This is a genomic window from Thermogutta sp., assembly GCF_039793925.1.
GTDB lineage: Bacteria > Planctomycetota > Planctomycetia > Pirellulales > Thermoguttaceae > Thermogutta.
Genome location: NZ_JBAMME010000200.1, coordinates 1 through 24659 on the forward strand (window position 1 = coordinate 1; position 24659 = coordinate 24659).

At 57.6% G+C, this 24659-nt stretch carries 15 protein-coding genes; 9 read left to right on the forward strand and 6 right to left on the reverse strand.

Features of this window, described 5'->3' with window-relative positions; all coding sequences use genetic code 11:
- Nucleotides 1–151 precede the first annotated feature (151 nt).
- Together ABJK56_RS07765 and ABJK56_RS07770 are read left to right on the forward strand one after the other, a co-directional pair.
- Nucleotides 152–1711 carry a sigma-54 dependent transcriptional regulator gene (locus ABJK56_RS07765; RefSeq protein WP_347244094.1) on the forward strand — a complete coding sequence of 520 codons (1560 nt, stop codon included), beginning with the start codon at nt 152–154 and terminating at the stop codon, nt 1709–1711.
- 254 nt (nt 1712–1965) lie between these two features.
- Nucleotides 1966–3306 carry a hypothetical protein gene (locus ABJK56_RS07770; protein WP_347244095.1) on the forward strand — a complete coding sequence of 447 codons (1341 nt, stop codon included), beginning with the start codon at nt 1966–1968 and terminating at the stop codon, nt 3304–3306.
- 214 nt (nt 3307–3520) lie between these two features.
- Here ABJK56_RS07770 and ABJK56_RS07775 read toward each other — a convergent pair whose 3' ends face one another.
- The 5 genes from ABJK56_RS07775 to ABJK56_RS07795 form a co-directional block, all read right to left on the reverse strand.
- A complete protein-coding gene (locus ABJK56_RS07775; protein ID WP_347244120.1) occupies nt 3521–4192 on the reverse strand; it encodes a DUF1080 domain-containing protein in 672 nt (223 codons plus the stop codon).
- Between the two features lie 133 nt (nt 4193–4325).
- The gene (locus tag ABJK56_RS07780) at nt 4326–5753 is read right to left on the reverse strand and encodes a sulfatase (protein WP_347244096.1); all 1428 of its coding nucleotides are present in this window, start codon (nt 5751–5753) and stop codon (nt 4326–4328) included.
- Nucleotides 5754–5963: 210 nt separating this feature from the next.
- Nucleotides 5964–7307 (reverse strand): amidohydrolase family protein, encoded by a 1344-nt coding sequence (locus ABJK56_RS07785; protein WP_347244097.1) that lies wholly within the window; start codon nt 7305–7307, stop codon nt 5964–5966.
- A 75-nt stretch (nt 7308–7382) separates the two neighbouring features.
- Nucleotides 7383–9677 (reverse strand): ABC transporter permease subunit/CPBP intramembrane protease, encoded by a 2295-nt coding sequence (locus tag ABJK56_RS07790; protein ID WP_347244098.1) that lies wholly within the window; start codon nt 9675–9677, stop codon nt 7383–7385.
- The gene (locus tag ABJK56_RS07795) at nt 9674–10537 is read right to left on the reverse strand and encodes an ATP-binding cassette domain-containing protein (protein WP_347244099.1); all 864 of its coding nucleotides are present in this window, start codon (nt 10535–10537) and stop codon (nt 9674–9676) included. The genes ABJK56_RS07790 and ABJK56_RS07795 overlap by 4 nt, the downstream gene beginning before the upstream one ends.
- A gap of 518 nt (nt 10538–11055) precedes the next feature.
- On the opposite strand from ABJK56_RS07795, the gene ABJK56_RS07800 reads away from it, so the two are divergent.
- The 6 genes from ABJK56_RS07800 to ABJK56_RS07825 all read left to right on the forward strand — a co-directional run bounded on the left by ABJK56_RS07800 (nt 11056) and on the right by ABJK56_RS07825 (nt 21231).
- Complete coding sequence (locus ABJK56_RS07800; protein WP_347244100.1) at nt 11056–14760, forward strand: mechanosensitive ion channel domain-containing protein; 3705 nt, start codon at nt 11056–11058, stop codon at nt 14758–14760.
- Nucleotides 14761–15109: 349 nt separating this feature from the next.
- A complete protein-coding gene (locus ABJK56_RS07805) occupies nt 15110–16162 on the forward strand; it encodes a glycoside hydrolase family 5 protein (RefSeq protein ID WP_347244101.1) in 1053 nt (350 codons plus the stop codon).
- Between the two features lie 238 nt (nt 16163–16400).
- Nucleotides 16401–17771: a Gfo/Idh/MocA family oxidoreductase gene (locus ABJK56_RS07810; protein WP_347244102.1), complete on the forward strand. Its 1371-nt coding sequence runs from the start codon at nt 16401–16403 to the stop codon at nt 17769–17771.
- Between the two features lie 377 nt (nt 17772–18148).
- The gene (locus ABJK56_RS07815) at nt 18149–19219 is read left to right on the forward strand and encodes an aldo/keto reductase (protein ID WP_347244103.1); all 1071 of its coding nucleotides are present in this window, start codon (nt 18149–18151) and stop codon (nt 19217–19219) included.
- Nucleotides 19220–19472: 253 nt separating this feature from the next.
- Nucleotides 19473–20153 (forward strand): hypothetical protein, encoded by a 681-nt coding sequence (locus ABJK56_RS07820; protein WP_347244104.1) that lies wholly within the window; start codon nt 19473–19475, stop codon nt 20151–20153.
- A 166-nt stretch (nt 20154–20319) separates the two neighbouring features.
- Nucleotides 20320–21231, forward strand: a complete 912-nt coding sequence (locus tag ABJK56_RS07825) for a ThuA domain-containing protein (RefSeq protein ID WP_347244105.1) — start codon at nt 20320–20322, stop codon at nt 21229–21231.
- A gap of 144 nt (nt 21232–21375) precedes the next feature.
- Here ABJK56_RS07825 and ABJK56_RS07830 read toward each other — a convergent pair whose 3' ends face one another.
- Nucleotides 21376–22899, reverse strand: coding sequence for a sulfatase (locus tag ABJK56_RS07830; protein WP_347244106.1), 1524 nt, complete (start codon nt 22897–22899; stop codon nt 21376–21378).
- 275 nt (nt 22900–23174) lie between these two features.
- Between ABJK56_RS07830 and ABJK56_RS07835 the strand changes: the two genes are divergently transcribed.
- Complete coding sequence (locus ABJK56_RS07835) at nt 23175–24638, forward strand: MATE family efflux transporter (RefSeq protein ID WP_347244107.1); 1464 nt, start codon at nt 23175–23177, stop codon at nt 24636–24638.
- The last annotated feature ends 21 nt before the right edge of the window (nt 24639–24659 follow it).

Genomic DNA, 24659 nt, shown 5'->3' on the forward strand with positions numbered 1-24659 from the left:
CGGAAGATACTGGACGCACCAACCATTATCCGTTATATTTAACGGGATTGCGTCCATGTTGTTTGACTTTGCAGAACACTAGTCGGAGTAGTTTCCGATGGAATCCGTTAAATGTCACGGAATGCCCTAGATTCGTTCTCAGGCTCTGCGAATGGTCGATCAAAAGACACTTCTGGTTGAGATTTGGCGCGCAGCGTGCCGCCACATCGAGATCGCCGAATCCGTAGCCGGGATCGCCGAAATTCTCCAGGGGTGCATCCCTTTCGAATTGATGATTGTCCGGCGCTTAAAGCCGGCCGAGTCGGCCCTGGAAACCGTCGCGGTTGCACCGACAGTCCCCAGGTGGTTAGGACACCGCGTGACCCCCCTTGGCCATATTGCGTTTTCTCGCCTTATGGAGTGGTGCTTGCGGCGGGAGGTTCTATTGGTGACGCCTGGTCGGCGAGATCTCTGCGGAGTGGATTTGGAAAGCTTGCTTGGGAACGTCCCCTCGGCCGTTCTGGTGGGTGGACTGGTCTCGGACGGGAAGGCCACCGGCGTGGCAATGTTGGTGGGACGTAAAAACGGGCCTTCCTTGACGAAGCCGCATGGACAGCTCCTTCAGGACATCCTGGAGCCGCTGGCGGTGAGTCTGGAGAATGATGCCCGGGTCCGCGAATTGGCCGTCCTTCGGGAAGCCGCTGAGGCCGAGCGACAATCTCTTCTAGCGCGTTTGGGTCGAAAGTCGCTTGGCGACACAATCGTGGGAGCGGACGCCGGCCTGAAGCACGTGATGGAACGTGTGGAGTTGGTGGCCCGATCGGATGTCCCGGTCCTTTTGCTGGGGGAGACAGGCACCGGCAAGGAGCTGATTGCGCGGACCATTCATGTTCGCTCTCCTCGAGCAAAAGCACCGTTTCTCCGCGTGAATTGCGGGGCGATTCCTCCCGAATTGGTTGACTCCCAGCTCTTCGGTCACGAGAGGGGAAGTTTCACGGGGGCGGTAGAAACGCATCAGGGGTGGTTTGAACGGGCTGATGGTGGGACGCTTTTCCTGGACGAAATTGGAGAGCTTCCGTTGGACGCCCAAGTCCGTCTCCTCCAGGTTCTTCAGGATGGAACGTTCGAACGAGTTGGCGGGCGTCATCCCATCACCGTGGACGTGCGGATCATCGCGGCCACACATCGCGACCTGCAGGAGATGGTTCGGACGGGTCGGTTTCGCGAAGATCTGTGGTACCGTTTGGCGGTGTTTCCCATTTTTCTCCCGCCGCTCCGGGACCGTCTCGAGGACATCCCCGCACTTGCCCGCCATTTTGCCGAACGGGCTGCGGTGCGATTCAATTTGCCGCTCCAATTGCCCACGGAAGAGGACATCCGCCTTCTCATGAACTACGACTGGCCAGGGAACATTCGGGAACTGGCGGCGGTCATAGATCGAGCGGCGATTTTGGGAGATGGTCGGGGACTTCAGATTGCGAAGGCCCTGGGAATTGGTGCCTCACCGGGCACGATGGATCATGAGAAAGATAAATCCCGCGAGGAGGCATTTCCCACATTGGAGGAAGTCAATCGGCGGCATATCGAAGAAGCTCTTCGGCGCTGTAACGGCAGGATCGAAGGCCCCAAAGGCGCGGCGGCCTTGCTTGGGATCAACCCGCACACTCTGCGCTCCAGAATGCGCAAACTCGGCATTCCCTGGCAAATCTATCGCAGGAAGTCCGGGAGGTGACTCCCCGGCCCCAACCTGCCGGCGGATCGCTGCAAACGCGCACATTAAGACGGTATGCCGAAACAAACGCAGAGATTGACGAGATTGCGTTGCGAATGCCTGTGGAAAATCATATGCGTTGCGTGTATCGCGTCTTCCCCCGGGTTGGCGAACTCCCGCTGGCCGTGGTAGCGTAATGGTGTTATCAACGTTGGGGCTCCAACTTTGTGTTGATGACAACAGGATAAATTGGCATTCGCGATGGGAGAGGCTCGATGCGTCCATTTGCAAGATTCAGCGCCATTCTGATTGTTGCCCTGGTGTTTGCAGGATGTCCGAAACCGCAACCCGCCCCGCAAGGTGAAGAGCAAAAACAACCACCTGCGAAGGAAACGAAGGCGACTCAGCCGACCGTGAGCGTTGACCCGGGCCTTGTGAAAAAGCTCGAAGAGCGAGTCACCCAGTTGAACGGCAAGCTTGAGCGAGATGCGGATGGCAAGCCGGTGGCTGTGGACCTTTTTCAGCGGCAGACGACCGATCAAGATCTGGCACTCATCGCGCGGGTCCCGACCATCCAGCGATTGAGCTTGTGGGGCGCCGACATTACCGACGCGGGAATCCAGGAACTGACGAAGCTTCCCAACCTTCAGGTGCTCATTCTGGAAAACACCAGCATTACCAATGACGGAATGAAATTCCTGGGGCAGATTAAAAGCCTGCGGTCGCTCAATTTGCGGCGAAGCACCAATTTGACAGATGATGGACTTCAGCACCTGGTGACGCTGGAAAACCTTCAGGAATTGGCCCTGCTGTACAACAATTTTTCCGATGCCGGGATGAAGTGGGTGAGGCAGCTCAAAAAACTCCGCAACCTGGACCTGCGGGGATGTGTCATGATCACGGATGCGGGCCTTGAACAATTGAAAGACCTGAAGGAATTACGGGCCCTCAAGTTGCGGAATCAGCCCAGCGTCACCGATATGGGGATCGCTACGATCGCGCAATTGACGAATTTGAAGGACTTGGCTTTAGAAGATTCCGGAATTACCGATGCCGGCCTGAAGCAAATTGCAGCGCTGACCAATCTGGAGACTCTCAACCTCATGCGTTGTTATGGCGTCACAGATGAAGGAATCGCCGCGCTCAAGCCGCTCACCAAGTTGCGGCAGCTCTTCCTCCGCGGACTTTATATCTCCGGTCATGGGCTGAAGGAACTCACGGATGCCAAAAATCTCGAAGAGTTGGATCTGGCCGAGACGCAGGCGGATGACACGACTGCCGAGGCGCTTCTCAATTTTCCGAACCTGAAGGTTCTGGATCTCTGGCATACTCAAATTACCGATGCAGGTCTGGCCCATCTCGGCAAGCTTCAGCAGTTGGAAGAATTGGTCCTGGATGGAACACCAGTCACCAGTGCCGGCTTGGCTCACCTGGTGAATCTCTCCCGGGTTCGCGCGCTCTCGCTCAAGGAGTGCCGTAACGTTACCGACGAGGCCGTGTCCCATCTTGTGAAACTCACATCCCTGAAAAAGTTATCGCTCCAGCAGAGCGGCGTGACGGAAGCCGGAGTGGAACAGCTTCGAGAGAAGTTGACCGGCTGCACGGTCGAATTCTGATCCGAGGACTCGGAAAACGCGAAGAGGCATCCCGGCCGAACTCGGACAAAGCGAAACGGTTCAGCCTGGGGTGACAAGAAAATGAGCAAGCGGAGTGTTGCCAAAACACTCCGCTTGTTTTTTCACCGTGCCGGGCAATCCAAGGTGAGAAATGAATGGAGCGTTACCGGGCGCGGATGATTTCCACCTTTGACCTGTCGGGCAGGTTTTTGAATCAGTCGAGCGGCTTGACGCGGATGTTGCGATAGGCCACTGGACCGTGATTACCCTGCAGCATAATGGGGCCGCGAGGCACTTCTTTGCCGGTGACGCCGCCGGGGGTTTGAGAGGGCAATTCCAGGTTCTCGTGGATGACCTGACCGTTGAGAACCACTTTCACCAGTTTGCCGTTGGCGATTTTCTTGCCCGTGGCGTCAAAACGGGGGGCACGGTATTCGATGACATACTTTTGCCACTCGCCGGGTTTCTTGGAGGCATTCACTTTGGGAACGGCGATGCTGTAGAGTGCACCCATGTCTCCCATGCCCAGCTTTTCCTTGCCGTAGCTGTCGAGCACCTGAATCTCGTATTCGCCCATCACATAGATGCCGGAATTGGACGCCTTCGGGACCATCACTTCAATCTCGATGATGGCATCGCCGAAGGTCTGTTCGGTGTAGATGTCCACGCCGTGGGAGCCGACGTTCACCAGTTCTTCTCCTCCGGGTTTGCAGATGAGGGATCGCGGATCGTTCGAATCGACAGCCGCCGTTCCTACCTGCCATTTGCTTTGCTCGGGGCTCCCCTTGAGCTTCCAGCCCGGTAGACCCGGTTTGATTGGAATAGTGATCCAGCCTTCTTCTGCGACGGCCGAGGCGGCCAATCCCATCACAAAAACGCCACACATCAACCAGCGAACACACTTCCTCATGGTGCCATCTCCTTGTTAGAGGACCGAGAATCACGTAGGTCCCATAGCCGATGGGACCGATCACGTCTGTTGATTTGCGGGTATCACGGGTTCCCTGTGATGGGGAGGGTTATTCGAGTTGGTAATCGGGATTCGGGGTTGGTAGCTGGGCATCGACCTCCTTCAGCCATTTTTCCAACTTCGCCCGGAGCTCTGCAACCTTTTCCGGGAAACGGCCGGCGAGGTCCTGTGATTCCTTGGGATCTTCCTTGAGATTGTACAGCTCCCCATGATTATCCTCGTAGAAGTGGATGTATTTCCAGTCTCCCTGCCGCACTGCACTGTAGGGAGTTGCGCCGCCTGGATGGTAGTGCGGATAGTGCCAGAAGAGGGCACGATTAGGCAACGAACCCTGGCCGCGCAGCACGGTGGCCAGGCTGATGCCGTCGCAATGGTGTGAAGGATCGTCGGCAAGGCCGAGTATGTCGAGGATGGTGGGATAAAGATCGATCGTCATGATCGGTTCATGGGACACGCTGCCCGGGGCAGTCACCCCAGGCCAGCGAATAATCCAGGGAACACGGACGCCACCTTCATAGGCCGAACCTTTTCCCGCCCGCAGACCGATGTTGTGTGTGACCGGCCGTTTCTGGCAGGCGGGCAAAACCAGTCCGCCGTTGTCGGACGTGAAGATGACGATCGTTCGCTCGGTCAGTTGGAGACTGTCCAGGGTCTCGAGAATCCTCCCCACGCTCTCATCCAAACTGTGGATCATCGCGGCATACACCGGGCATTGCTGGCCATCCAGGTTGTCCCCCCGGGTGGTAGCTTCTGCGAGCTTTTTTTCGTAATAGCGGACAAGCTGTTCCTTCGCCTGGAGCGGCGTATGCACGGCATAGTGGGCAAAATACAGGAAAAACGGCTTTTCCTTGTTCGAGCTAATGAACTTAATGGCTTCGTCTGTGAGGCGATCGGTGAGATATTCCCCTTCGTGACCGCCCTCCAGGGGAACGCGGCGGTCTCCTTTTCCGTACGGCCAGAAGTAACTGCCGGGCGAACCCCATTGAGTTCCGCCAATATTGAGGTCAAATCCCTGGTGCTGAGGGAAATACGGTGGATCGCCCAAGTGCCATTTTCCCACATGGGCCGTCGCGTAACCTGCTGCATGGAGGCGTTCGGCCAGGGTAAGTTCTTCGAGGGGAAGGTACATCGTCCAGTTGGGAATGCGGAGTTTTGCCCGCGGACGCACATGGCCGGGTATCCAATCGGTCAGGTGCAATCGCGCCGGATACTTGCCCGTCAGAAGGGCCGCCCGGGTGGGTGAACACACGGTGCACGCGGCATAGCCCTGGGTGAAGCGCATTCCCCGCGAGGCGAGACGATCGATGTGAGGTGTTTCGTAAAATCGGCTACCGGTGCATCCAAGGTCGGTGGCTCCAAGGTCATCCACCAAAATGACGACCACATTCCACGGGTTGTGGAGACGTTCCTGGGCCACGCTGGTGGAATGCAGTGCGAGGATCAAACCCACCGCCAAGCCGTGGATCACGCGTTGCATGAGAATGCCTCCCGCAAAATGTGTGAAAGATGGGGCAGGAAAGGGCTGCCCTGTTGTCGCCATCATTATAAAACGCCGTGGCCGCAAAAGCACGGTGCTTAAAGGAGAAGGCAAAAAATAGTTGTCTGCTATAAGACAAACAATTTTGGAAAAAGCCGCGTTGATCACACAAAGTGGGGCTTCGGTTGAGGCGTATGCTTCCTTGTTCTCTTAGCAGGCTCCTCGACTGCTTTCGTTGTCCGACGAGTATGCCAGTTGCCCATCGATCCAGACGGCACGAACGGTGGACTGAGGACTCAGCACGGCCTCGAAAGGATCTCTTTCGTCGGCTCGCTCGCCCAACTTGACGACCGTGATTTGAGCAGAAGCCCCGTCCCGCAGATATCCCCAGCCTCGCCATCCCAGGACCTTTGCTGATTGAGATGTTGCCATGGCAAGGATTTGCGATCCGGGCACATGGGGAAAAAGTTCCCGCACGGTTTGCAATTCACGCAAGATACTCAGGTCCGGATTGGTCGCGCGACTATCCGTTCCCAAAATGACGGGAATACCGGCTGCCAGATACTCGTCCAGGGGATAACGGGAATGGCCGAATCGGCGATGCGTTCGCGGACAGAACACCATGGCAACCCGCCGGGCCGATTGCCGGAGCAAACTCCGCTCGAGTGATGTCAGATAATTCCCGTGGACCACCAGTAGGGGCCGACTTTGGGAAAGAATGGTGATGTACTCGGCCCAGCTTGTACCGATTCCGAAAAGAGATCGCACATCGATTCCCAGATCGGCGAACATCTTGTAAAACGGCCCTGTCTGATGCTGGAGGAACTCTTCTTCCTCTGGCGTCTCTGCGAGGTGGATGGCCACAGGAAAAGACTGCGCATTGGCGTACGCAACCACCCGCCTCAGGACGGCAGGCGGAACGGTGTAAGGGGCGTGGGGGCTTATTCCTGCTTCCAGCCCCAGCAGTGTACAGACCCGGCGGTGGGTATCCAGTTGGGAAGGGAGTGCCTCTGCCACATCTTCCCGCACGGCGATGCATTCCAGAAGACTGAGCACGCGGGGATGCGGCTTTGTTCTCGGAGACGGGCATCGATCGGGTGGAAAGCTTTCCAGCCCCCAGGCAGCCCAGCCGGGCTGCGTGATGTCCACAATCCCACAGGCACCGCCCGCAACGCATTCGATAATGCCGCGCGTCACAGCCTCTCCCGGACGGTAGGCTACCGATCGACGAAACGCGACCACCGTAGGAATCCACTCCCACAGCGGTTGTCCCTCCGTAAAGCCTCTGTCCCAGCCGCTCAGCTCCAGATGTGTATGGGCATTGATGAGTCCGGGAAGGATCGCGCAGCCAGGATAGGCATACTCTTCGACGAAGATCCGTACACTTTCGGGCAAGCTCGCCCGCAGTTCGTCCACAACACGACCGGCAGAGGAATCATCCTCGACGGCCAGCAGGCGATCCTGGTACAGAAGAACGCTGCCCAACCGTCGGGGATGTTCCCCGGGGGAAATGACCCAGTCGGCAGACAGTCGACGAAGAGTGAAGTCGGGCATCACTTGCGCGATGGGAGTCGTGTCGAGCTTCTTTCGAGGTTCACAGCTATTCCGAGCGAGTGACCAGGCACCATCTCAATCTCCATCATCCTCCGTGGCCGGCCGATTGGCCCACGGAGGGATCATCCAGGAGACAATCAGTCCGGCAGCGAGAATGCCGGCGGCCACAATCGGCCCGCGAAACATTAGTCCGTCCTCCGTCCAATTGGCCAGGGATTCCAGCCAGGGATGCTGGCGGTAGAACTCGGCGGTGATCGATCCCAAAGCCAGGCCGAGGCCGTTATGCAAAGCATGATAGACCACGCAGGGGTAAAGACTACGCGTCCGAAGAGCAAGCATTCCCAGCAGCAATCCCGCAACGAAGGCCACCACCGACTGCTGCATGAGTGCGTGAGTGAGACCGAAAAACACAGCGGAGTACACGACGGCCTCCAGAGATCGCAGACCGCTCTGAAACCCGGAAAGCAGGTATCCGCGGAAGGTGAGCTCCTCGCACACAGCCGGGACAAGGGCCATCACGAACAGGAGCGTAGGCCAGTCCGGCACGCCCGGGGAAAGCTGCTTGAGGTACTCTGCAATGGCCGGATCGACCGGATACAGCTTCGTCACCCACAGTTTGAACGTAGTGAATGCGGGACAGAGCACAACGGCCAGTAACGCTGCGCCCAATACATGCCGCCAACGAGGCCACCGAAGGAGGAGTGTTTCACCCGGGTTGTCCACGAACAGCCACGTCATGATCACCATCGGCAGGAGCACCACAACCAACTGTGTGATCAGCGCTTGCTCCATGAAACTGAGGGTCAGCGAAGTTCGGGCGAGAGATTGCGTCAGCACGAAGCGAATGAGGAGAATGCTGACCCCGCACAAAACGGCCAGTGCCGGGGTGGGAACGGGACGCCGCCGTGTGGCATATCGCAGCCAGGCAGTGACATCAAATCGCTCACTTTCCCGGAAAAGCACCTGCTCGCGATTGAACTGCTGGACAGACCAACGGAGCATGAGAAGGCATCCGCCAAGAGTGACCGCAGCCACCGGCGCAACGAAGCGGAGGGCCTCGGCGATCTGTCCCTCGATGAGGGTTTTCAACAACAACACCAAGCCGGTAATCGGAATGAGAGAAGTCCCCAGGTCCAGCTCAAGGCCTCGCGCCATGGGCAGGCCGACCAAGGGTAAGGTGACGAAAAGCAGGGGCATCAGATAATACTGGCCCTCTTTTGTGCTTCGCGCAAACGCGGCAATGCCCAACGCCAAACAACTGAAGGCGGCCGAAGTTGGCACCAGCGCCAGTCCCAGCCACAGAATTGAAGACAGCGGGGGAGCGGAAAACTGTGGCAGGTTGCCAAACGCCAGCCAGCCTGTCAGTCCCATGCTGACCAGGTTGAGGACGGCAGTCGCCATACTGAAAAGCGTGATGGCGGCCAACTTGCCGAGGACGATTTCTTTCCGGCTGGCGGGACTGGAAAGAAGCGTCTCCAGCGTTCCCCGTTCCTTTTCTCCAGCGCACAGATCCACCGCGGGATAGAACGAGCCGGTGAGGGACCAGACGACCAGCAGAATGGGGAAGATCTTGGCCCAAATAGCTGCCCCCTGCAGCGCTGTCCCCGCCGAGACGTCCGCGATTTCAAGGCGGAAAGGCCGGGCGGCTTCCGGCGGCAATTGGGCGGCCGCCAGATTGGCGATCATCACCTGCGTGCGCCATTGTTCCAGGACCCGGTGCAATCGATTGTAGGCGGTTTGCGATCTTTCCTGGGCGGAAGAGTAGTAAATCTGTGGCGAGGGAATAGCCGACCGCGCTACAATGACCGGTTGGCCCTTCCCATCCGAGATCTCATTACGGTTGCTCGATTCCTCTAAGCTCTCCGGCGCGATATTTTCAGAACGTACATGGAGTGGATTTTGACTATCGGAAGGAGAGTGTGCTGCCAACTGACGGCGGATCTCCTCTCGAAATCGCGCGAGTTCACCGGCGAATCCCGGTGGAAAGACCAGTACGGCGTCAAAATCTTGCGATGTGATGGCCTCCTTGGCGAGAGCTTCCCAGCCGTCAGGCATTGTGGGAGCGACGTGAGTCTCGGGCTCCTCGCGAAAAAACATCAATTCCAGAAGGCGAGCTTCCCCAGGGGTTGCAAAAAATATTTCACAAAAACGATTATTTTCGAACAGCGGTGGATCGAGCGGTTCGCGAGCTCCGATGACTAGTATCCGACTGGGCCTTTCCCCCATGAACTGGGCAATTTGAAAGAAGCTGAGGCCCAGAAGTGGATAGAGCAACACCGGCAGGACCGCCACCATAAAGATGGTCCGGCGATCACGCAACTGATCGCGAATCTCGCGGGCAAAGATGATACGAACGTTTCGCCACGTCATGTCGGACGCTCTATTGCCACTGATTCTCTCTCCGCGTCATCATCAGCTCCCGCGTTGTCGCCGTGGTCCACTTGGCGCCCATTCTTCTCAGATCTCGCTTCTGATTGGCGGCCTTCCGATTCGACCTGAGTGATCAGCCGGAAAAACAGCTCTTCCAGATCATTCTCGCAGTACTTTTCGCGGAGTTCCGGCAGTGTGCCCGCTGCCAGAATCTTCCCCCGATAGAGGATGGCGATGCGGTCGCAGAGTTTTTCGGCTTCGCGCATGATGTGCGTGGAGAAAATGACGCATTTGCCGTGGTCTCGCAGCTCTCCAATGGTTTTCAGCAGCGCTCTTGCCACCAGGACGTCCAAGCCCGCGGTGGGTTCATCGAAAATAAGCACGGGCGGATCGTGAATAAGGGCGCGGGCCACTGAGACTTTCTGCTTCATCCCGGTGGACATCTTGGCCCCCAAAACATCACGAATCTCCCACATCCGCAGCCGATTAAATAGTTCCTCCATTCGAGCGTGCAGCACATCCCGCGGCAGCCCGTAAAGAAGTCCAAAGTACTCCACCATCTCCCAGGCGGTCATGCGGTCATACACGGCCGTGTTGACGGACATGAATCCGATCGACCGCCGAACTTCGTCTGGCTGCGTCAGGCAATCGAAACCGTTGACAACCGCTCGGCCAGAGGTCGGCTTCAGGAGCGTGGCAAGAATCCGCAGCGTGGTGGTTTTACCGGCTCCATTGGGGCCCAAGAGTCCGAAAACCTCGCCTGGCCGGGCCACGAAACTCAGCCCTTCCAGGGCCACGATTCGCCCCCGACGGAGGTCGTCATAATGCTTGGCGAGATTTTCTACCACAACGCTGCACATGTAAGAACGCTAACCTGGCAAAGTAACCAGGGACTCGCAAAAAGACCGGGGCTACCTGGTGAAAAACTTGGCGAACACTGCCACGTGAAGGTCCTCGACCGCCTTTTGAAACGGCTTCCGGCGGCCAAGACCTTCCACGCCATTCAAAGTTTGCCATGGCTCGGCTTTTCGCCTCCTCGTGGCCTGTGGGAAGCCCAAAAGTCGTCTGCTGCACGCGCTGCGACCTTCAAATTTGGCTTCAGAAGATTGTACCACGCGGGAACCCGAGCCAGGCGGTCCGGATGATCCCCCCTGGGAAATAGAGGTTCGGGAGCGGCATCTGTCGGCCGAGCGACAGACATAACCGCTACAACTAATTCAGGCTCAAGCGCCGCAACCAGGTGAATTTGGCGTCCGCGGACGGGACGCGCCACTAAAGTGGCATTGTCATCAGAGACGCCATTCCGGACAATGCCAGTCGGTTATGCTCGACGAGCGTGGGCGAGGCGCGGTCGATTCGGTAAACCAGGAAAAATGGGATGATGCAATCTTTTCGTGTTGTCCAGATATTACTTGTTGCGACTTGTTTGCTTGGGGCCCAATCTGGCACGCGAACCGCGGATAGGGCTTTAGCGGATGACATCCTCGGTGCGCAGGAACGGCGTTCAGGGTCGGAAGAGCTTTTGGCGCAGTCACAAGCGCCACGCTTCAATTCCGTCCGTCCGCCGCTTCGCATCGCTCGTGTTGAGGAACCGGAGTCTCCTGCGCAGCCAGCCGCCAACGGAGGCACGCCTCCACTCTCGCCTGTAACCCCTGGAGTTGGGGGGCAGACCCCCGCTGACTCTTCAATGCCCGCACTATCGCCCGAGGACCTGCAACTTCGAATTCAACGGGTTCAATCGGACCCCAATGTCGAGGATTCGGTCAAATCTCAGATTGCCGGTTTGTACGAACGGGCGCTGCAGGAACTTACTGCCGCGGAGAAGGCGCGAACGCAGGCCGAGCAATTCCGTCAGCAACGGGAATCCATTGCGCAGGAGATCAAAAAGCTGGAGGCAGAGCTTGCTTCCCTGGAAGCGGCCTCGGGGAGCGTGAGCGCGGACAACCTCTCGTTGGAAGAAATTCAAAAGGCGGCCCAGCAGGCTGAGGAACGGCTCAACGCGGCACGCAGTGCCCGTGATGCTGTTGAGGCGGAAGTGGCCCGACGCAATTCCGCCCGGCAATCCGCCAAGCAGAGGGCCGACACAGCACAGAAACGGATGGAGGCCGCCCGGCAGGCGCTGGCAACGCTTGCGAAAGCCGACCAGCTCCCCGCTTTGACAGAAGCGGAACGTGTTCTGCATCAGGCGGAGTTGGAATCGGCACGCTGGGAAGCCGAGGTCAGCAAAGAGGAACTGGCCTATTACGATAAAGCCGACGAAGCCCTTCTCCCGTTGCAAAGACGGGTAGCCGCACAGCGGTATCGGGTGGCGGAAAGCGAGTTCCAGCAATGGCAGCAGATCCTGGCACAGCGGCGTCAGGCCGAGGCGGTTTCTCGCGCAGAGAAAGCCAAACAAAGACGGCAGCAGCTTCCGGCCGCTCTCCGCAGTGTGGCCGAACAGGTGGAGAAATCGGCTGCCGAGGTCGCCCAGCTTACGGCGAAGGTCAATGCCGTATCGGCTGAACTCACCCGCGCCAGCCAGCAGATGGAGGACCTCAAGCAACAGTTCAAAACCACCAAGGACCGAATGGGGGTGGTGGGAATGACGGGGACGCTGGGACTTTGGCTGCGGGCGCAGCGCGCGAAACTTCCCGACACTTATACCCTCTGGCAGAGAATCCGCAAGCGTCAGGAAGATATCCGCATAGCGCAGTGGAATGTGCTGGAAATCAGCGATCGGCACGCGCAGGCACCACCCCTGGAGGAAGAAATTGCGCGGTGGCGGAGTCGTCTGATGGGGGAGGATCTGGATCATCATCCGGAATGGGAAGAAGTCCTTCGGGAACTCCTCACGGAGTCATATTCGCTTCTCGAACAGCAGGTCAAACTCTACAACCGCTGGCTCAATGACCTGGTGGATCTGGACAGTACGGAAAGAGCGACCATTCGGCTCATCGAAGAGTATCGCCGGTTCATCGACGAACACATCTTGTGGATCCCCAACACCCCCGCGTTCGAACCGTCACAATGGGCCGAGCATTTCCGTTTGACGCTGGGGGTGATCAACATGCTCGCAGGGGCGGAAACGTGGTCTGAGGTTGGGAGGATTATTGCGCGAGATGTGGTCAATAATCCCAGTTTGTGGATTTCGGCCGTTTTGCTCTTGCTGGTTTGGGGGTTGGTTCTTGTCCGATTGAGAAGGGGTCTGCCCGATCTGGCCGCCCGAGTCAGTCGCGGAGCCTTCTACGGATTTTGGCCTACTCTTCACGCGGCGGCCATTACGGCGGCGGAAACAGTCTGGCTGCCCTCGGCCCTTCTCTTTTTGGCATGGCGACTGGTGTCCCCTTTGGAAAGCACTTCCCTGGCCTTGGTGCTTGCGGCGGGACTGCGCTCGGCAGCGGAATTCTTGTTAGTCTTTGACGGGTTGCGGCGGGTGGCAGCCTCCGGCGGGTTGGGAGAGGCTCATTTTGGGTGGCCGCCGAACCTCACGGCGGCCCTCCGACGTCACCTCCGCTGGTTCGTCGTCCTGGGGGTGGTTATCACGTATTTCTGTGCAGCCATCCATGCCAGTAACGACCAACGGTGGGAGGCCGGCCCCGGACGTCTGAGCTTCCTGGCGATGATGGCGCTTTACGCGGCGATGGCGACGATCCTCTTCCGCCCGCGGGGACCCGTCTGGGAAGCGGTGCGCGTTCACAACGAGCGGGGATGGTTCTATCGGGGTCGGACAGTCTGGTGGCTTGCCGGTACAGGAACCCCGATTGTCTTGGCTGTGCTTTCCTTGCTGGGTTACAGCTACACGGCGATTGAGTTAGCTCAGCGATTTCGAGAGACAATTGTTTTACCCTTGGGTCTGGGAATTCTCGAAGAGTTATTCAACCGCTGGCTCATTGTCCGCAAGCAGCGGATCGGCCTCAATCGCGCGCGGCAAAAGCGCATGGCGGAAGCACAAAGTACCGAAGCGGCCACAGAAAGCGGTGGGGTCGTGGCGCGCCCAGCCGAATCCGAGCCGGATCTGTCTTTGCTCGGTTCGCAAACCCGTCGACTGTTCGGGACCCTTCAGGTCGTGCTGGCGGTGTTCCTATTGTGGTGGATTTGGGCGGATGTCCTGCCGGCCCTGGGGATGCTGCGACAGGTGCGATTGTGGGGGGGAACTCCCGCGGCAGCCTCGGCGGCAGGGACGGTGTCGGGGGTGCCTTCGGGCACTGCGTCCGGGCAGGGAGGACCTCAGGCCGCAGCGCTCCCTCTTCCAGGAAGGACGGTCACTCTGGCGGACGTGCTTCTCGCGATGATCACGCTAGTGATTGGTGTGGTGTTTGCGAAGAATATCGCGGGCCTGATGGAAATTCTGCTGCCGCAACGGTTGCCCGTCGATCCTGGCCTGCGTTACGCCCTGCACACGGTGGCCTCGTACGTGGTTATTGGAGTGGCCATTATTTTGGCCTGTGGACGTTTGGGATTAGAGTGGTCGCAAGCCCAGTGGCTCGTGGCGGCTTTGGGTGTGGGGTTGGGGTTCGGATTGCAGGAAATCTTCGCAAATTTTGTCTCCGGTCTCATCATTCTCTTTGAGAGGCCAATCCGGGTGGGCGATCTTGTCACAGTCGGTGAGTTCTCGGGAGTTGTCACGAAAATCCGCATTCGTGCGACAACGATTCTCAATTTTGAACGTCGTGAGCTGATTATTCCCAATAAGGAGTTCATCACAGGAAAAGTCATCAACTGGACATTGAGCGATCGCACCAACCGTGTGGAAGTGGCGGTGGGGGTGGCTTACGGAACTGATCCCGATCGGGTCATCTCCCTGCTCCTCGATGTTGCCAGGAACCACCCCCACGTCATGTCGGATCCGGCTCCCGTTGTGCTGTTTGAAGGATTCGGGGATAGTTCTCTTAATTTCAAGCTCTTCGCGTATGTGGCGAATTACGACAATCGTCTGGCCGTGATTAACGGGCTCCATGCAGCGGTGTACCGCCGGTTGACGGAAGAGGGCATCACGATTCCCTTCCCCCAGCGAGATATCCATCTTTATTACACAGAGAAATCACCGGCCAATCCCTTTACGAAAGCAAGCGAATCTTCATCATCGCCCGATCCGCAAGCTTAGCCCGAGCAGAATCACACGGTTTTGGGCGAATCTTGGATCATCGCGCCGCGAACAAGCCGAGACGCTGTTTTGGGAGTCAAGGTGTCGCTTGTCGCCTTCGCCCTCCAGAGCGATTCACCGGAGGGACGTGCTTGTCAGGTCCGTCTTTTCTCAGGACGTCCATCTTTTGCGTATTTAACCGTATTTTTCCAAGAAACGGTTGACATTTTTCAAAGGTAATCCTCTGACATGATTTCTCCTGCCGACGGAGGCTCGCCTGTTGCGGCAGGCTTTGACGTCCACGCATAATAGTGGGGAGTTTGTTGGATCGCTCTGCTGTGCTACGGTAACACGCTGATGGAGGTGACCGATGTGGCGGCGAACAACGGTGGTGATGGCAGCGTGGGCGGTCGGCCTCGCTTCAATCGGGCTGGCGGTTTGTCGGGCCCAAAGTACGAACACCGATGATTGGCCCGATGCCGCGACGCAGATAAAACGCCTGGGGCGAGGCGTGAACATCATCGGTTATGATCCGTTGTGGCGGGACCGATCCCGGGCACGGTTTCGCGAAGAATTCTTTCCAATGATCCGCAAAGCTGGCTTCCAGCATGTACGGATCAATCTCCATCCCTTCCGCGACAATCCCGACTTCAATGGAGAAGGTGCAGGAATACGGCCGGAGTATCTGGAAACGCTCGACTGGGCCGTGGATCGGGCCCTTCAGGCGGGGCTTCTGGTGGTTCTAGACTTTCACGAATTCACCGCCATCGGGAAGGATCCCGATCGCCTCAAAGCGCGATATATGGCGTGCTGGGAAGTAATTGCTGAGCGGGAGAAGAATCGGCCGTCCGAGGTCCTCTTCGAGCTTCTCAACGAGCCGAACTCAGCAATGACGCCGGAGCTGTGGAACACATGGGCGAGGGAAGCGCTGGCCATCGTTCGGCGTACGAATCCAAAAAGGACCGTCATCATCGGTCCAGGACAATGGAATAACATTGCAGCCCTTGACAAACTGGAGCTTCCCGACGACCCCAACATTATTGTGACTGTCCACTACTACAGTCCGTTCGACTTCACGCATCAGGGGGCTGCCTGGGCGGGGAAGGCGGACAAGGTTGGCATTCACTGGGGTTCCGAACAGGATCGCGAAGCGGTGCGGAAGGACTTCGACCGTGCCCAAACCTGGGCGGAAAAGCATCAGCGACCCATTTATCTCGGCGAGTTTGGGGTGTATGATAAGGCCCCTCAGGAAGATCGGGTGGCCTGGCTCGGTTTTGTGACCCGGGAAGCGGAGCGCCGCGGATGGGCCTGGGCCTACTGGCAGTTTGACGGCGATTTCATCCTCTACGATATTGCCAACAATCGCTGGGTGGAGCCCATTTTGAAGGCCATCATTCCCGATGCCACTGTCCCATCTCCTTGATGAGGCATTGCGCACTGTTTTGAGAGGTATGTGAGCAGGTAAATCAGCCTTGATTTGGTGCGCTGGCGTCGGGCGACAGTGAGTTCTTTTCGCTGTCGCCCTTTTAATTTGGATTTGCAGGAACCGTTGCATTTCCCATTTGGGCGATTTATCTTGGGAGGTGGCTTGTGGCAGATTGAAGGCCCCCATTCGTCTCGACGTTTTTTAAAAGTGAACCTGCAAGTTGGAGGAGATGAGCATGTCTGCATCGACGAGCAAAGGTCAAGAGCGGTCTCTGCAAACCTCGCGGCGCGATTTTCTCGTGGCAGGGGGCATCGCGGGAGCCGGTGCCTTGGCGCTGATGACGCGAAGCATCCCGGCTGTCCATGCTGCGGAGAGTCACACCATCAGGTTGGCGCTCATCGGTTGTGGCGGTCGGGGGTCCGGAGCAGTTAAAAACGCCTTTTCTGTGGCCAACGGGCCTGTGGAACTGTACGCGATGGCGGATATTTTTGAAGACCGGCTGGAGAGTTCGCGGAAGGTGCTTTCCGAAATGTTCGGCCCACAGGTCAACGTGGAAGGCCGGTGCTTCGTGGGCTTCGATGCCTACAAACATGCCATCGATTGCCTGCGACCCGGTGATGTAGCGATGCTTACCGGATATGCGGCATTCCGGCCAATGCAGCTCGAGTATGCCATCAGCAAAGGTGTGAACGTATTCATGGAGAAATCGTTTGCATGCGATCCGGTGGGCGTGCGGCGGGTGATTGCCGCAGGCAAGAAAGCTGAGGAGAAAAACGTCAAGATCGCTGCGGGACTCCAGTGCCGGCATTCGGTCAACCGACAGGAATTGATCAGGCGCATCAAAGACGGAGAGCTGGGCGACATCATTTCAGTGCGGGCATACCGTATGGAAGCCGTGGGACCTCTCGGACCCAAGCCCGCTGATGTTCCCGAACTGTTCTGGCAGATCCGCAATTTCTTCCGGTTTTTCTGGGTCTCCGGAGGACTTTTCAGCGAAATGGATATTCATCAGATCGACGAAATCTGCTGGATCAAGGATGCCTGGCCGGTCCGCGCCCATGGGGTAGGAGGTAGGGCGGTCAATAGTACAGATCGCAGCCAGAATCTCGATTCCTATTTCGCGGAATGGACCTTTCCCGATGGCACACAGGGGATCGACGTCGTGCGATATGTTACCAACTGTTACAACCACTTTGCCACCTATATTCACGGCAGCAAGCGGGCGGCGCAGTTTTCTGGGTCAGGGCACGCGGGTATCGTGAGGATCTTCAAGGACCAGAGGATTGAGGAAGACAACATCCTCTGGGAGGCCCCCAAAGAGAAGCTGACTCCCTGGCAGGCGGAATGGGCGGACCTGTTTGACTCCATTCGCAACGACAAGCCCCACAACGAAGCCGAGCGAGCGGCGCTGGCGAATTTGGCGGCCATCATCGGTCGCGCGGCTGTGCACTCCGGTCAAATCGTTACCTGGGAGGAGGCGGTGGCTTCCGAGTTCCAGTTCTGCCCTAACATTGATCAAATGACAGCCGAAACACCCCCGCCAATCCAACCCGATGAGCGAGGATTCTACCCGGTGCCCGTGCCTGGGCAATGGAAAGAGATCTGAATTGCGCGGGTTGAAGGAGTCCGGAAAACGGCTCAGAGCGGGCACGAGAAGCGTGCCCCTCCGGACTTCCGGAGGGACCTCCTTGTCACGTCCGCCTTAGAACTGAGCGATAAACAATGATCAACTGCGGATGCAAAGGCATTGTGCTGTGGGTTCTGAAAGCTGGCCGGCTGATTGCCTCAATTAGCAGTTACTGCAAAAGGGCCTGCGAATTTAAACGTGAATCCGGCGGGCAGATTATTTTGCTTGTGAGGGAGCACGTTCCGAAGTATATTGAACGGCGCCAAGGGACCAAGTTGGCCCTTGCATCGGGTTCGCTCCGGCACCAATAAGTCGGCTGGAGAGACAGGTATTGGAAAAATCTCGGGAGGGCTCCCATGGATTCTCGCGAACTCAATAGGCGCGAGTTTGTTCGAATCACGACCACAGCGGCGACGGCTGCGGCAGCTGGCCTGAGCGCGGCCTCGGGCTCCGCTAACCCAACTGATCGCGGTGATCCCACCAAGACCCGCAGTTACAACGAAAACATGGAATACCGGCGGCTCGGCCGAACGAATCTCTGGCTATCGGCCATCGGTTTGGGGGGTCACTGGAAAAAGATCCCTTACGAGTACAATACCCCGGAATTCAAGAAAAATCGCCGGGAGGTGATCGCTGCTTGTCTGGACCACGGAATCAACTACGTCGATGCCTGCTGGGATCATGAAGTCATCGCCTACGGTGAGGCGATCAAAGGTCGTCGTGACGAGATTTACTTTGGATATTCGTTTGGTGCCCACGAGAGTCGATTCCCGGAATGGGGTGGATCGCTGCAAAAAATGAAGGAAGGTTTCGAAATGGGGCTTAAGGCGGGTGGTCTCGACTATGTCGATCTGTGGCGGATCACAATGCACGAGCAGACCAGCCGCAGCAACACCGAAAAGGAAATCGAAATTGCCATGGAAGCGCTGGGCTGGGCAAAACGAACAGGCAAAGCCCGGTTTACCGGGGTCTCCAGTCACGATCGGAACTGGATCACCGAGGCCGTGGCTAAGTACCCGCAATTGGAAGTCATCGTGACGCCATACACGGCCGGAAGCAAGCGAGCACCGCAGGGAAGTATGTTCGAGGCGTTTGAGAAATACGACGTGGGCTTCATTGGAATCAAGCCGTTTGCCAGTGGGGCGGTGTTCAAGTCGCGTGGTATGCCCGATTCTTCTACCAAAGAAGAAGATGATCGTCGGGCAAGGTTGGTCCTTCGGTATGTGCTGAGCTGCCCTCAACTGACAACGGCGATCCCTGGCCTCATCACCGTGGACCAGGTAAAAAATGCGGCTCTGGCCATCATCGAACGCCGCAAAGAAGACCTGCTGGCGTCCGAACAGGCGGAAATCCAGGAGATCGCCGATCACATGTGGAAAAACCTGCCCCACGACTACGCCTGGCTGCGACAGTGGGAGTGGGTGTAAAGCCGGGTGATCCGGAGCCAGCCACGATCGAGCTCATGCGTCGGTTGGACCATCAGTCCGCAATCGGTGTTTTGGGGGTGTTTCTTTCGCCAGACGTGAGGCCACGCGGGTATCGTGGTGACCCTCGTAAAATAGGCGCTGAAACGTGCCCAAGAGTGCTGCCTGGGTAAACGAAAGCAGGACAGGGCGAGTTGTGGTTTGATTGAGAGAAACACGCATCGGGCCAAAAGCATATGCTCCGGGAGTCAGCAGAATGAGGAACCCGAGAACCATCGTTTGCGCTACGGCTCTGCTCTTCTTAGTCGTCGCTGTTTTGGGATTGCGAAAAGGTGTTGGGCGGGAGACGCCTGCTGTAGAAAAGCAGGATGCTCAGGCGGGCGCATCGAGCACCACGGGATCGAAAGCATCAGCCCGTGAGGAAGGATTGAGGGGAAAGGATAACGGTGGTGGTTCAGAGAAAGCGAACTTGGACACGCCGTCGGAGCCCACCCGCTCGCCGAGTGGACAGGGGACTCGGATGATCCTGGTTGAAAATCCCCGGTTCAATCGGGATAAGCCAGTTTTGTTTGATAGGGGAGAGGAAACCGACAATTCTTCTTGCATGGTCTGCCACGCAGATTTTGAAGAAGAGCCGATTTCCGCCGTTCATTTGCGAGCCGGGATCACCTGCATGGGGTGTCATGGTGACTCGCTTGCCCATCGCGGAGACGAGTTCAATGTCGTGAAGCCGGACGTGATGTGGGGCCGGGCGGAGATCGAGCCGTTTTGCAAACAATGTCACCCTCAACACCGGCACCCCGCTGAAGTGGAGACCTACCTCCAGAAAAATCTCGGCAAACGGCGTGAAAATGGCCGGTATGTGAGAAAGGATTCTCCCTGCACTGATTGCCATGGAAAACATGCAATTGTTCCCCCTGAAGGGAACTTCCGATGATCGTTGACGGGCCTTCGAAGGCAAGGCATGGCAGCGTCGGTGTTCCAGCTTCGGGTACCAAGGGACACAGCGGGGTGGGGTAAATGCAGCAAACCTTTTGAACTTTTGGAGAGAACTAATAAAACTTAAACTGCCGTCACGGAAATCGAGTTGGGGAGGGCTGATCATGCGACGTCGGGAGATGCTGAAGCTGGTGTCGGGCGGGTTCCTGGCGATGATGACGCACTCCGTCGCCCACGCCGGAAGAACCCAGCAAAAGAAGAAAGTGCTTTTTTTCACCCGCAACGTCGGTTACTACCACGACATTGTGAAACGGAAGACCCCCAATGAATTGAGCTTCGCCGAGCAGCGGCTTGTTGAAATCGCTGGGGACATGGATGTGGAAGTCGTGTGTACCAAAGATGGCCGGGTGTTCGATCAAGACCTGTCCCAATACGATGCCTTCGCTTTCTATTGCAACGGAGATTTGACTCAGCCGAACGACGCGAATGAGCCCCCCATGAGCGCCGCGGGAAAGGAGCGGCTTCTGACGGCTATTCGTGAGGGAAAAGGGTTTTTCGGTTTCCACTCTACCTGTGCATGCTGGCGAACTCCAGGGGACCTTTATGCAAATGCTCCGCCGGAAAAGGTGGATCCATTTCTTCGCATGGTCGGGGCGGAGTTTCTCACCCACGGTCCGCAGCAGGAGGCGTCTTTGACACTCGTGTCCCACCGTCTCCCGCCGATTGCCTCTTTAGGCATTGCGGAGGGGGTCGCGTTCTTCGACGAGTGGTATTCCCTGAAAAACTTCAACCCTGACATGCACGTCATCCTTGTGCAGGAGACGCGGTATCTCGAGGGGGATTGTTACCGGCGTCCGCCTTTCCCGTGCACCTGGGCAAGGCGAGAAGGAAAGGGACACGTGTTTTTCACCTCCATGGGACACACGGAAGACGTGTGGACGAGCCCCATCTTTGCCACGTTTGTGACGGCGGGATTGAACTGGGTTCTCAAGAATGTGGATGTGGAGCTCCCGGCTAATTTTAGCCGTGTCACCCCCCAGGCTGACGTGCTGCCGCAAAAGCCCACCAAGAAGTGAGTGTTTCGTCTCCCGAGGCGTCACAGAGCCTGGATCGGAAACCGCATACGAAAAACACCTAGGCTACAAACATGCTTGACCCCCGCCCGCTATCGCGGCCCCCCCTCACGCCACCTATCGGACCAACACGTGGTTCTAGATATCCTATGGGCTGCTCTGCTGTGCCCGTCGCTGGGCTCGTCGGGGGCGGTTCTCTGACTGCTGGGCTTTTCCGGCCGGTTCCGGCGTGTGGGGAGTGGGCATGGGCGCATGGATTTCTGCCCGCCATTTCTTGAGTAGCTCATGGAGTTCGGCGGCTTTCTGGGGATTCTGCGAGGCCAGATTCTTTTCCTCGCCGATGTCCTCGCGGAGATTATAAAGTTCCAGATGCCCATCTTCGAAAAATTCCAGGAGCTTCCAGTCCCCCAGCCGAATAGCGCCGACGGGTGTTGTGCGCCAGGTTCCCTGACCGGCGCCCAGATAGCCGGGAAAATGCCAGAACAGCGGTCTTTCTGGGAATTGGGCTTTATCACCCTGGCGTAGCAACGGTACCAGGCTTACCCCGTCGAGGACGTAATCGGCGGGCGGCTTCGCGCCGGCCAGTTCAAGGAGCGTGGGATAAATATCGACGCTGTGAATTGGCACGCGACATTCCGCACCGGCTGGGATGTGACCAGGCCAGCGGAAAATAAACGGCACGCGGATCCCTCCCTCGTAAAGCATGCCTTTACCGCCGCGAAGGGGCGCATTATCGGTGATGCTTCCGCCCATAATTCCGAGACGTTCATAGCCGCCCACGCCCCCGTTGTCGCTCGTGAAAATGACGAGCGTATTCTTGTCCAATCCGAGCTCTGCCAGCGCGGCCAGGATCCGCCCCACGCTCTCATCGACACTGGCGATCATCGCAGCGTAGACAGGGTTACTGTGACCGTCCACCGGGGGCTTTCGTTCAAAGTGCTTAATCAGTTCCGCTTTGGCCTGGTAGGGAGAATGGACTCCAAAGTGATGCACGCATAAGAAAAACGGCTCCTGGGAGTGACGGTTAATGAAGTCCACCGCTTTGTCCGTCAGGAAGTCCGCCAGATAGGTGCCTTCCGGGTAGGAAACGCGCGGATTCGTCACGAAATTGAAATGCCGTCCCGCGGAGGTGATGGCTTCATCGAAACCGCGGGCGCTGGGATGGTGCTCGGGATCCTCTCCCAAATGCCATTTTCCGAATAGGCCAGTCACATACCCGGCACCCTTGAGCGCCTGAGCCAGGGTTACTTTATCCAGCGGCAGTTTCTCCACATTATCAACCGGACGGAGGGGTCGAGTGCGCCAGGGGAACCGCTCAATACTCCCCACCGTGTACACCCCCGTTCTGGGGCCATACTGTCCACTAATAAGAGCTGCTCGTGTTGGCTGACAGTTTGGTCCCGCGGTGTATCCGTCTGTGAACCTCATGCCCTCGGCTGCCATGCGGTCGATGTTGGGGGTCTCGTAGTATCGACTGCCGTAGCAACCGAGATCCGTATAGCCCAAATCGTCCGCCAGAATGAAGATGAAATTGGGGTGAGATCCCTCTCTAATAGTGGACTCTCCTCCCTGAACGAGGCGGACACCACCCCAAACTGTGGTGACAATCGCTCCAACGGCGGCAAAGACGAATGCACGCCCGGCCGCTATAATGGGACTGCGATGACTCACTCCTACAACCTCCTGAAATGTGTCTGCTTTTGGCCCCCGTAAGGGGGGTTCGTCTGATGGGGGTCTCCCCGGTGACGACCCCTGTGCATGGTCCCTATTGCGCGGCGCGTTGCAAGCGCAGAATTTGGGGACGGCTTTTTTGAAGTTCTCCTGCGCAGGCCTTTTGAGGCGTCGGAGTGGGGCCCCGTCAAACGATCTCTCTGCCAGCCAAGTAAGGCTGTATTGTAGCAGTGCAGTCTGACGAAATAACCCAACTATCGATAAAAGGGCTGTGTATGCTGAGGCGTTGGCGTCGCTGGTGGTTGCAACCGTGTGGTGCCCGGGCAGTTCTGGCGTTGGCACTACCGCTTGTGATTTCGTTCGCATCCTGGACGGTGATGAATTTCACCGACCGGATGTTTCTGGTGTGGTACGATACTGCCGCCGTGGCTGCCGTGCTGCCCGCCGGGATGGTCCAATGGACGCTGGTTTCCTTCGCCATGGGGCTGGTCAGCTACGTGACAACGTTTGTCGCCCAGTATGAAGGGGCCAAAAGGCCCCATCGAGTGGGGCCCGTCATCGGCCAGGGACTTTGGCTTTCCGTCTTCTTTTTGCCGCCACTCATGCTGACAATTCCGCTCGCCCGGTGGATGTTCCTAGCGGTGGGCCATCCTCCGCATTTGGCGGAACTGGAGGCCCGTTACTATCAGGTGGCCATGCTTTCGGCAGGGGCGATGCTCTTCTCGGCGGTCCAGGCTGGGTTTTTCACGGGTCGGGGCGATACACGCAGTGTGATGCTCGTGGATACCGCCGCCGCAGTGATCAATCTCGTACTCGACTATCTGTGGATTTTCGGCAAGCTGGGGTTTCCGGAAGGAGGTCTGGAAGGGGCAGCCTGGGCCAGTACGGTTGCCCAGTGGTTCAAAGTGCTATGCTATTTCGCGCTGATGTCGTCCCCACGATATGGAGAATACCGCCTTGCCGACGCACGTCGCCTGGAATGGCCGCTCCTCCGTCGTCTGTGGTATTTTGGGGCTCCCAATGGCTGGCAATGGTTTCTGGAGGGAGCCGGTTTCACGGGGTTTTTGCTCCTGGTGGGGCGTCTGGGAGAAGAGGCCACGGCCGCCAGTAATCTCGCCTTTAATGTGAACAGCCTCGCCTTCATTCCTCCCCTCGGACTTTCTATCGCCGTGACAACCCTGGTAGGGCAGGAACTGGGGGCCAATCGGCCGCGGCGGGCGGAACGCGCCACGTGGACGGCTTTCCAGTTGGCTGCCCTTTATACTGGCGTGCTAGCGGTCGCCTACGTTCTAGTCCCGGATATTTTCCTCTTTGCCTATTCTGCGGGGACCGCTGGAGAAAGCTTCACCGCATTGCGGCCAACCATCATTTTTTTGCTGAGATTTGTAGCGGCCTACTGTCTTTTTGATGCCATGAACCTCATTTTCTCGGGGGCGCTCCGGGGAGCGGGAGACACGCGCTTTATTCTCCGAGTCGGGCTAATCATGTGCCCGATCCCGGCAGCCCTCACGTGGCTCGGTACCGAGTTTTTCGGCGCGGGACTGCTTTTCTCCTGGGTGGTTCTCACGCTTTGGACCTGCGCCTTGGGGTTGATCTACCTCCTTCGATTTCTCCAGGGACATTGGCGTGAGATGCGGGTCATCGAGCCTGCGGTCATCGATGAGTCCATCGAATTGGAAATGCCCAGTCCGGTGGCTGAGGTCGAAAGCCTGTCTGCTCTCGCCAACGAAATCGATTGATGACTCGCATCTTAGAGACCC

Excerpts from the sequence above, each read along its gene's own strand:
- ABJK56_RS07765 (WP_347244094.1), top strand. The coding sequence starts at position 152 with ATGGTCGATCAAAAGACACTTCTGGTTGAGATTTGGCGCGCAGCGTGC.
- ABJK56_RS07770 (WP_347244095.1), top strand. The coding sequence starts at position 1,966 with ATGCGTCCATTTGCAAGATTCAGCGCCATTCTGATTGTTGCCCTGGTG.
- ABJK56_RS07775 (WP_347244120.1), bottom strand. The coding sequence starts at position 4,192 with ATGTGTGGCGTTTTTGTGATGGGATTGGCCGCCTCGGCCGTCGCAGAA.
- ABJK56_RS07780 (WP_347244096.1), bottom strand. The coding sequence starts at position 5,753 with ATGCAACGCGTGATCCACGGCTTGGCGGTGGGTTTGATCCTCGCACTG.
- ABJK56_RS07785 (WP_347244097.1), bottom strand. The coding sequence starts at position 7,307 with ATGCCCGACTTCACTCTTCGTCGACTGTCTGCCGACTGGGTCATTTCC.
- ABJK56_RS07790 (WP_347244098.1), bottom strand. The coding sequence starts at position 9,677 with ATGACGTGGCGAAACGTTCGTATCATCTTTGCCCGCGAGATTCGCGAT.
- ABJK56_RS07795 (WP_347244099.1), bottom strand. The coding sequence starts at position 10,537 with ATGTGCAGCGTTGTGGTAGAAAATCTCGCCAAGCATTATGACGACCTC.
- ABJK56_RS07800 (WP_347244100.1), top strand. The coding sequence starts at position 11,056 with ATGATGCAATCTTTTCGTGTTGTCCAGATATTACTTGTTGCGACTTGT.
- ABJK56_RS07805 (WP_347244101.1), top strand. The coding sequence starts at position 15,110 with ATGTGGCGGCGAACAACGGTGGTGATGGCAGCGTGGGCGGTCGGCCTC.
- ABJK56_RS07810 (WP_347244102.1), top strand. The coding sequence starts at position 16,401 with ATGTCTGCATCGACGAGCAAAGGTCAAGAGCGGTCTCTGCAAACCTCG.
- ABJK56_RS07815 (WP_347244103.1), top strand. The coding sequence starts at position 18,149 with ATGGATTCTCGCGAACTCAATAGGCGCGAGTTTGTTCGAATCACGACC.
- ABJK56_RS07820 (WP_347244104.1), top strand. The coding sequence starts at position 19,473 with ATGAGGAACCCGAGAACCATCGTTTGCGCTACGGCTCTGCTCTTCTTA.
- ABJK56_RS07825 (WP_347244105.1), top strand. The coding sequence starts at position 20,320 with ATGCGACGTCGGGAGATGCTGAAGCTGGTGTCGGGCGGGTTCCTGGCG.
- ABJK56_RS07835 (WP_347244107.1), top strand. The coding sequence starts at position 23,175 with ATGCTGAGGCGTTGGCGTCGCTGGTGGTTGCAACCGTGTGGTGCCCGG.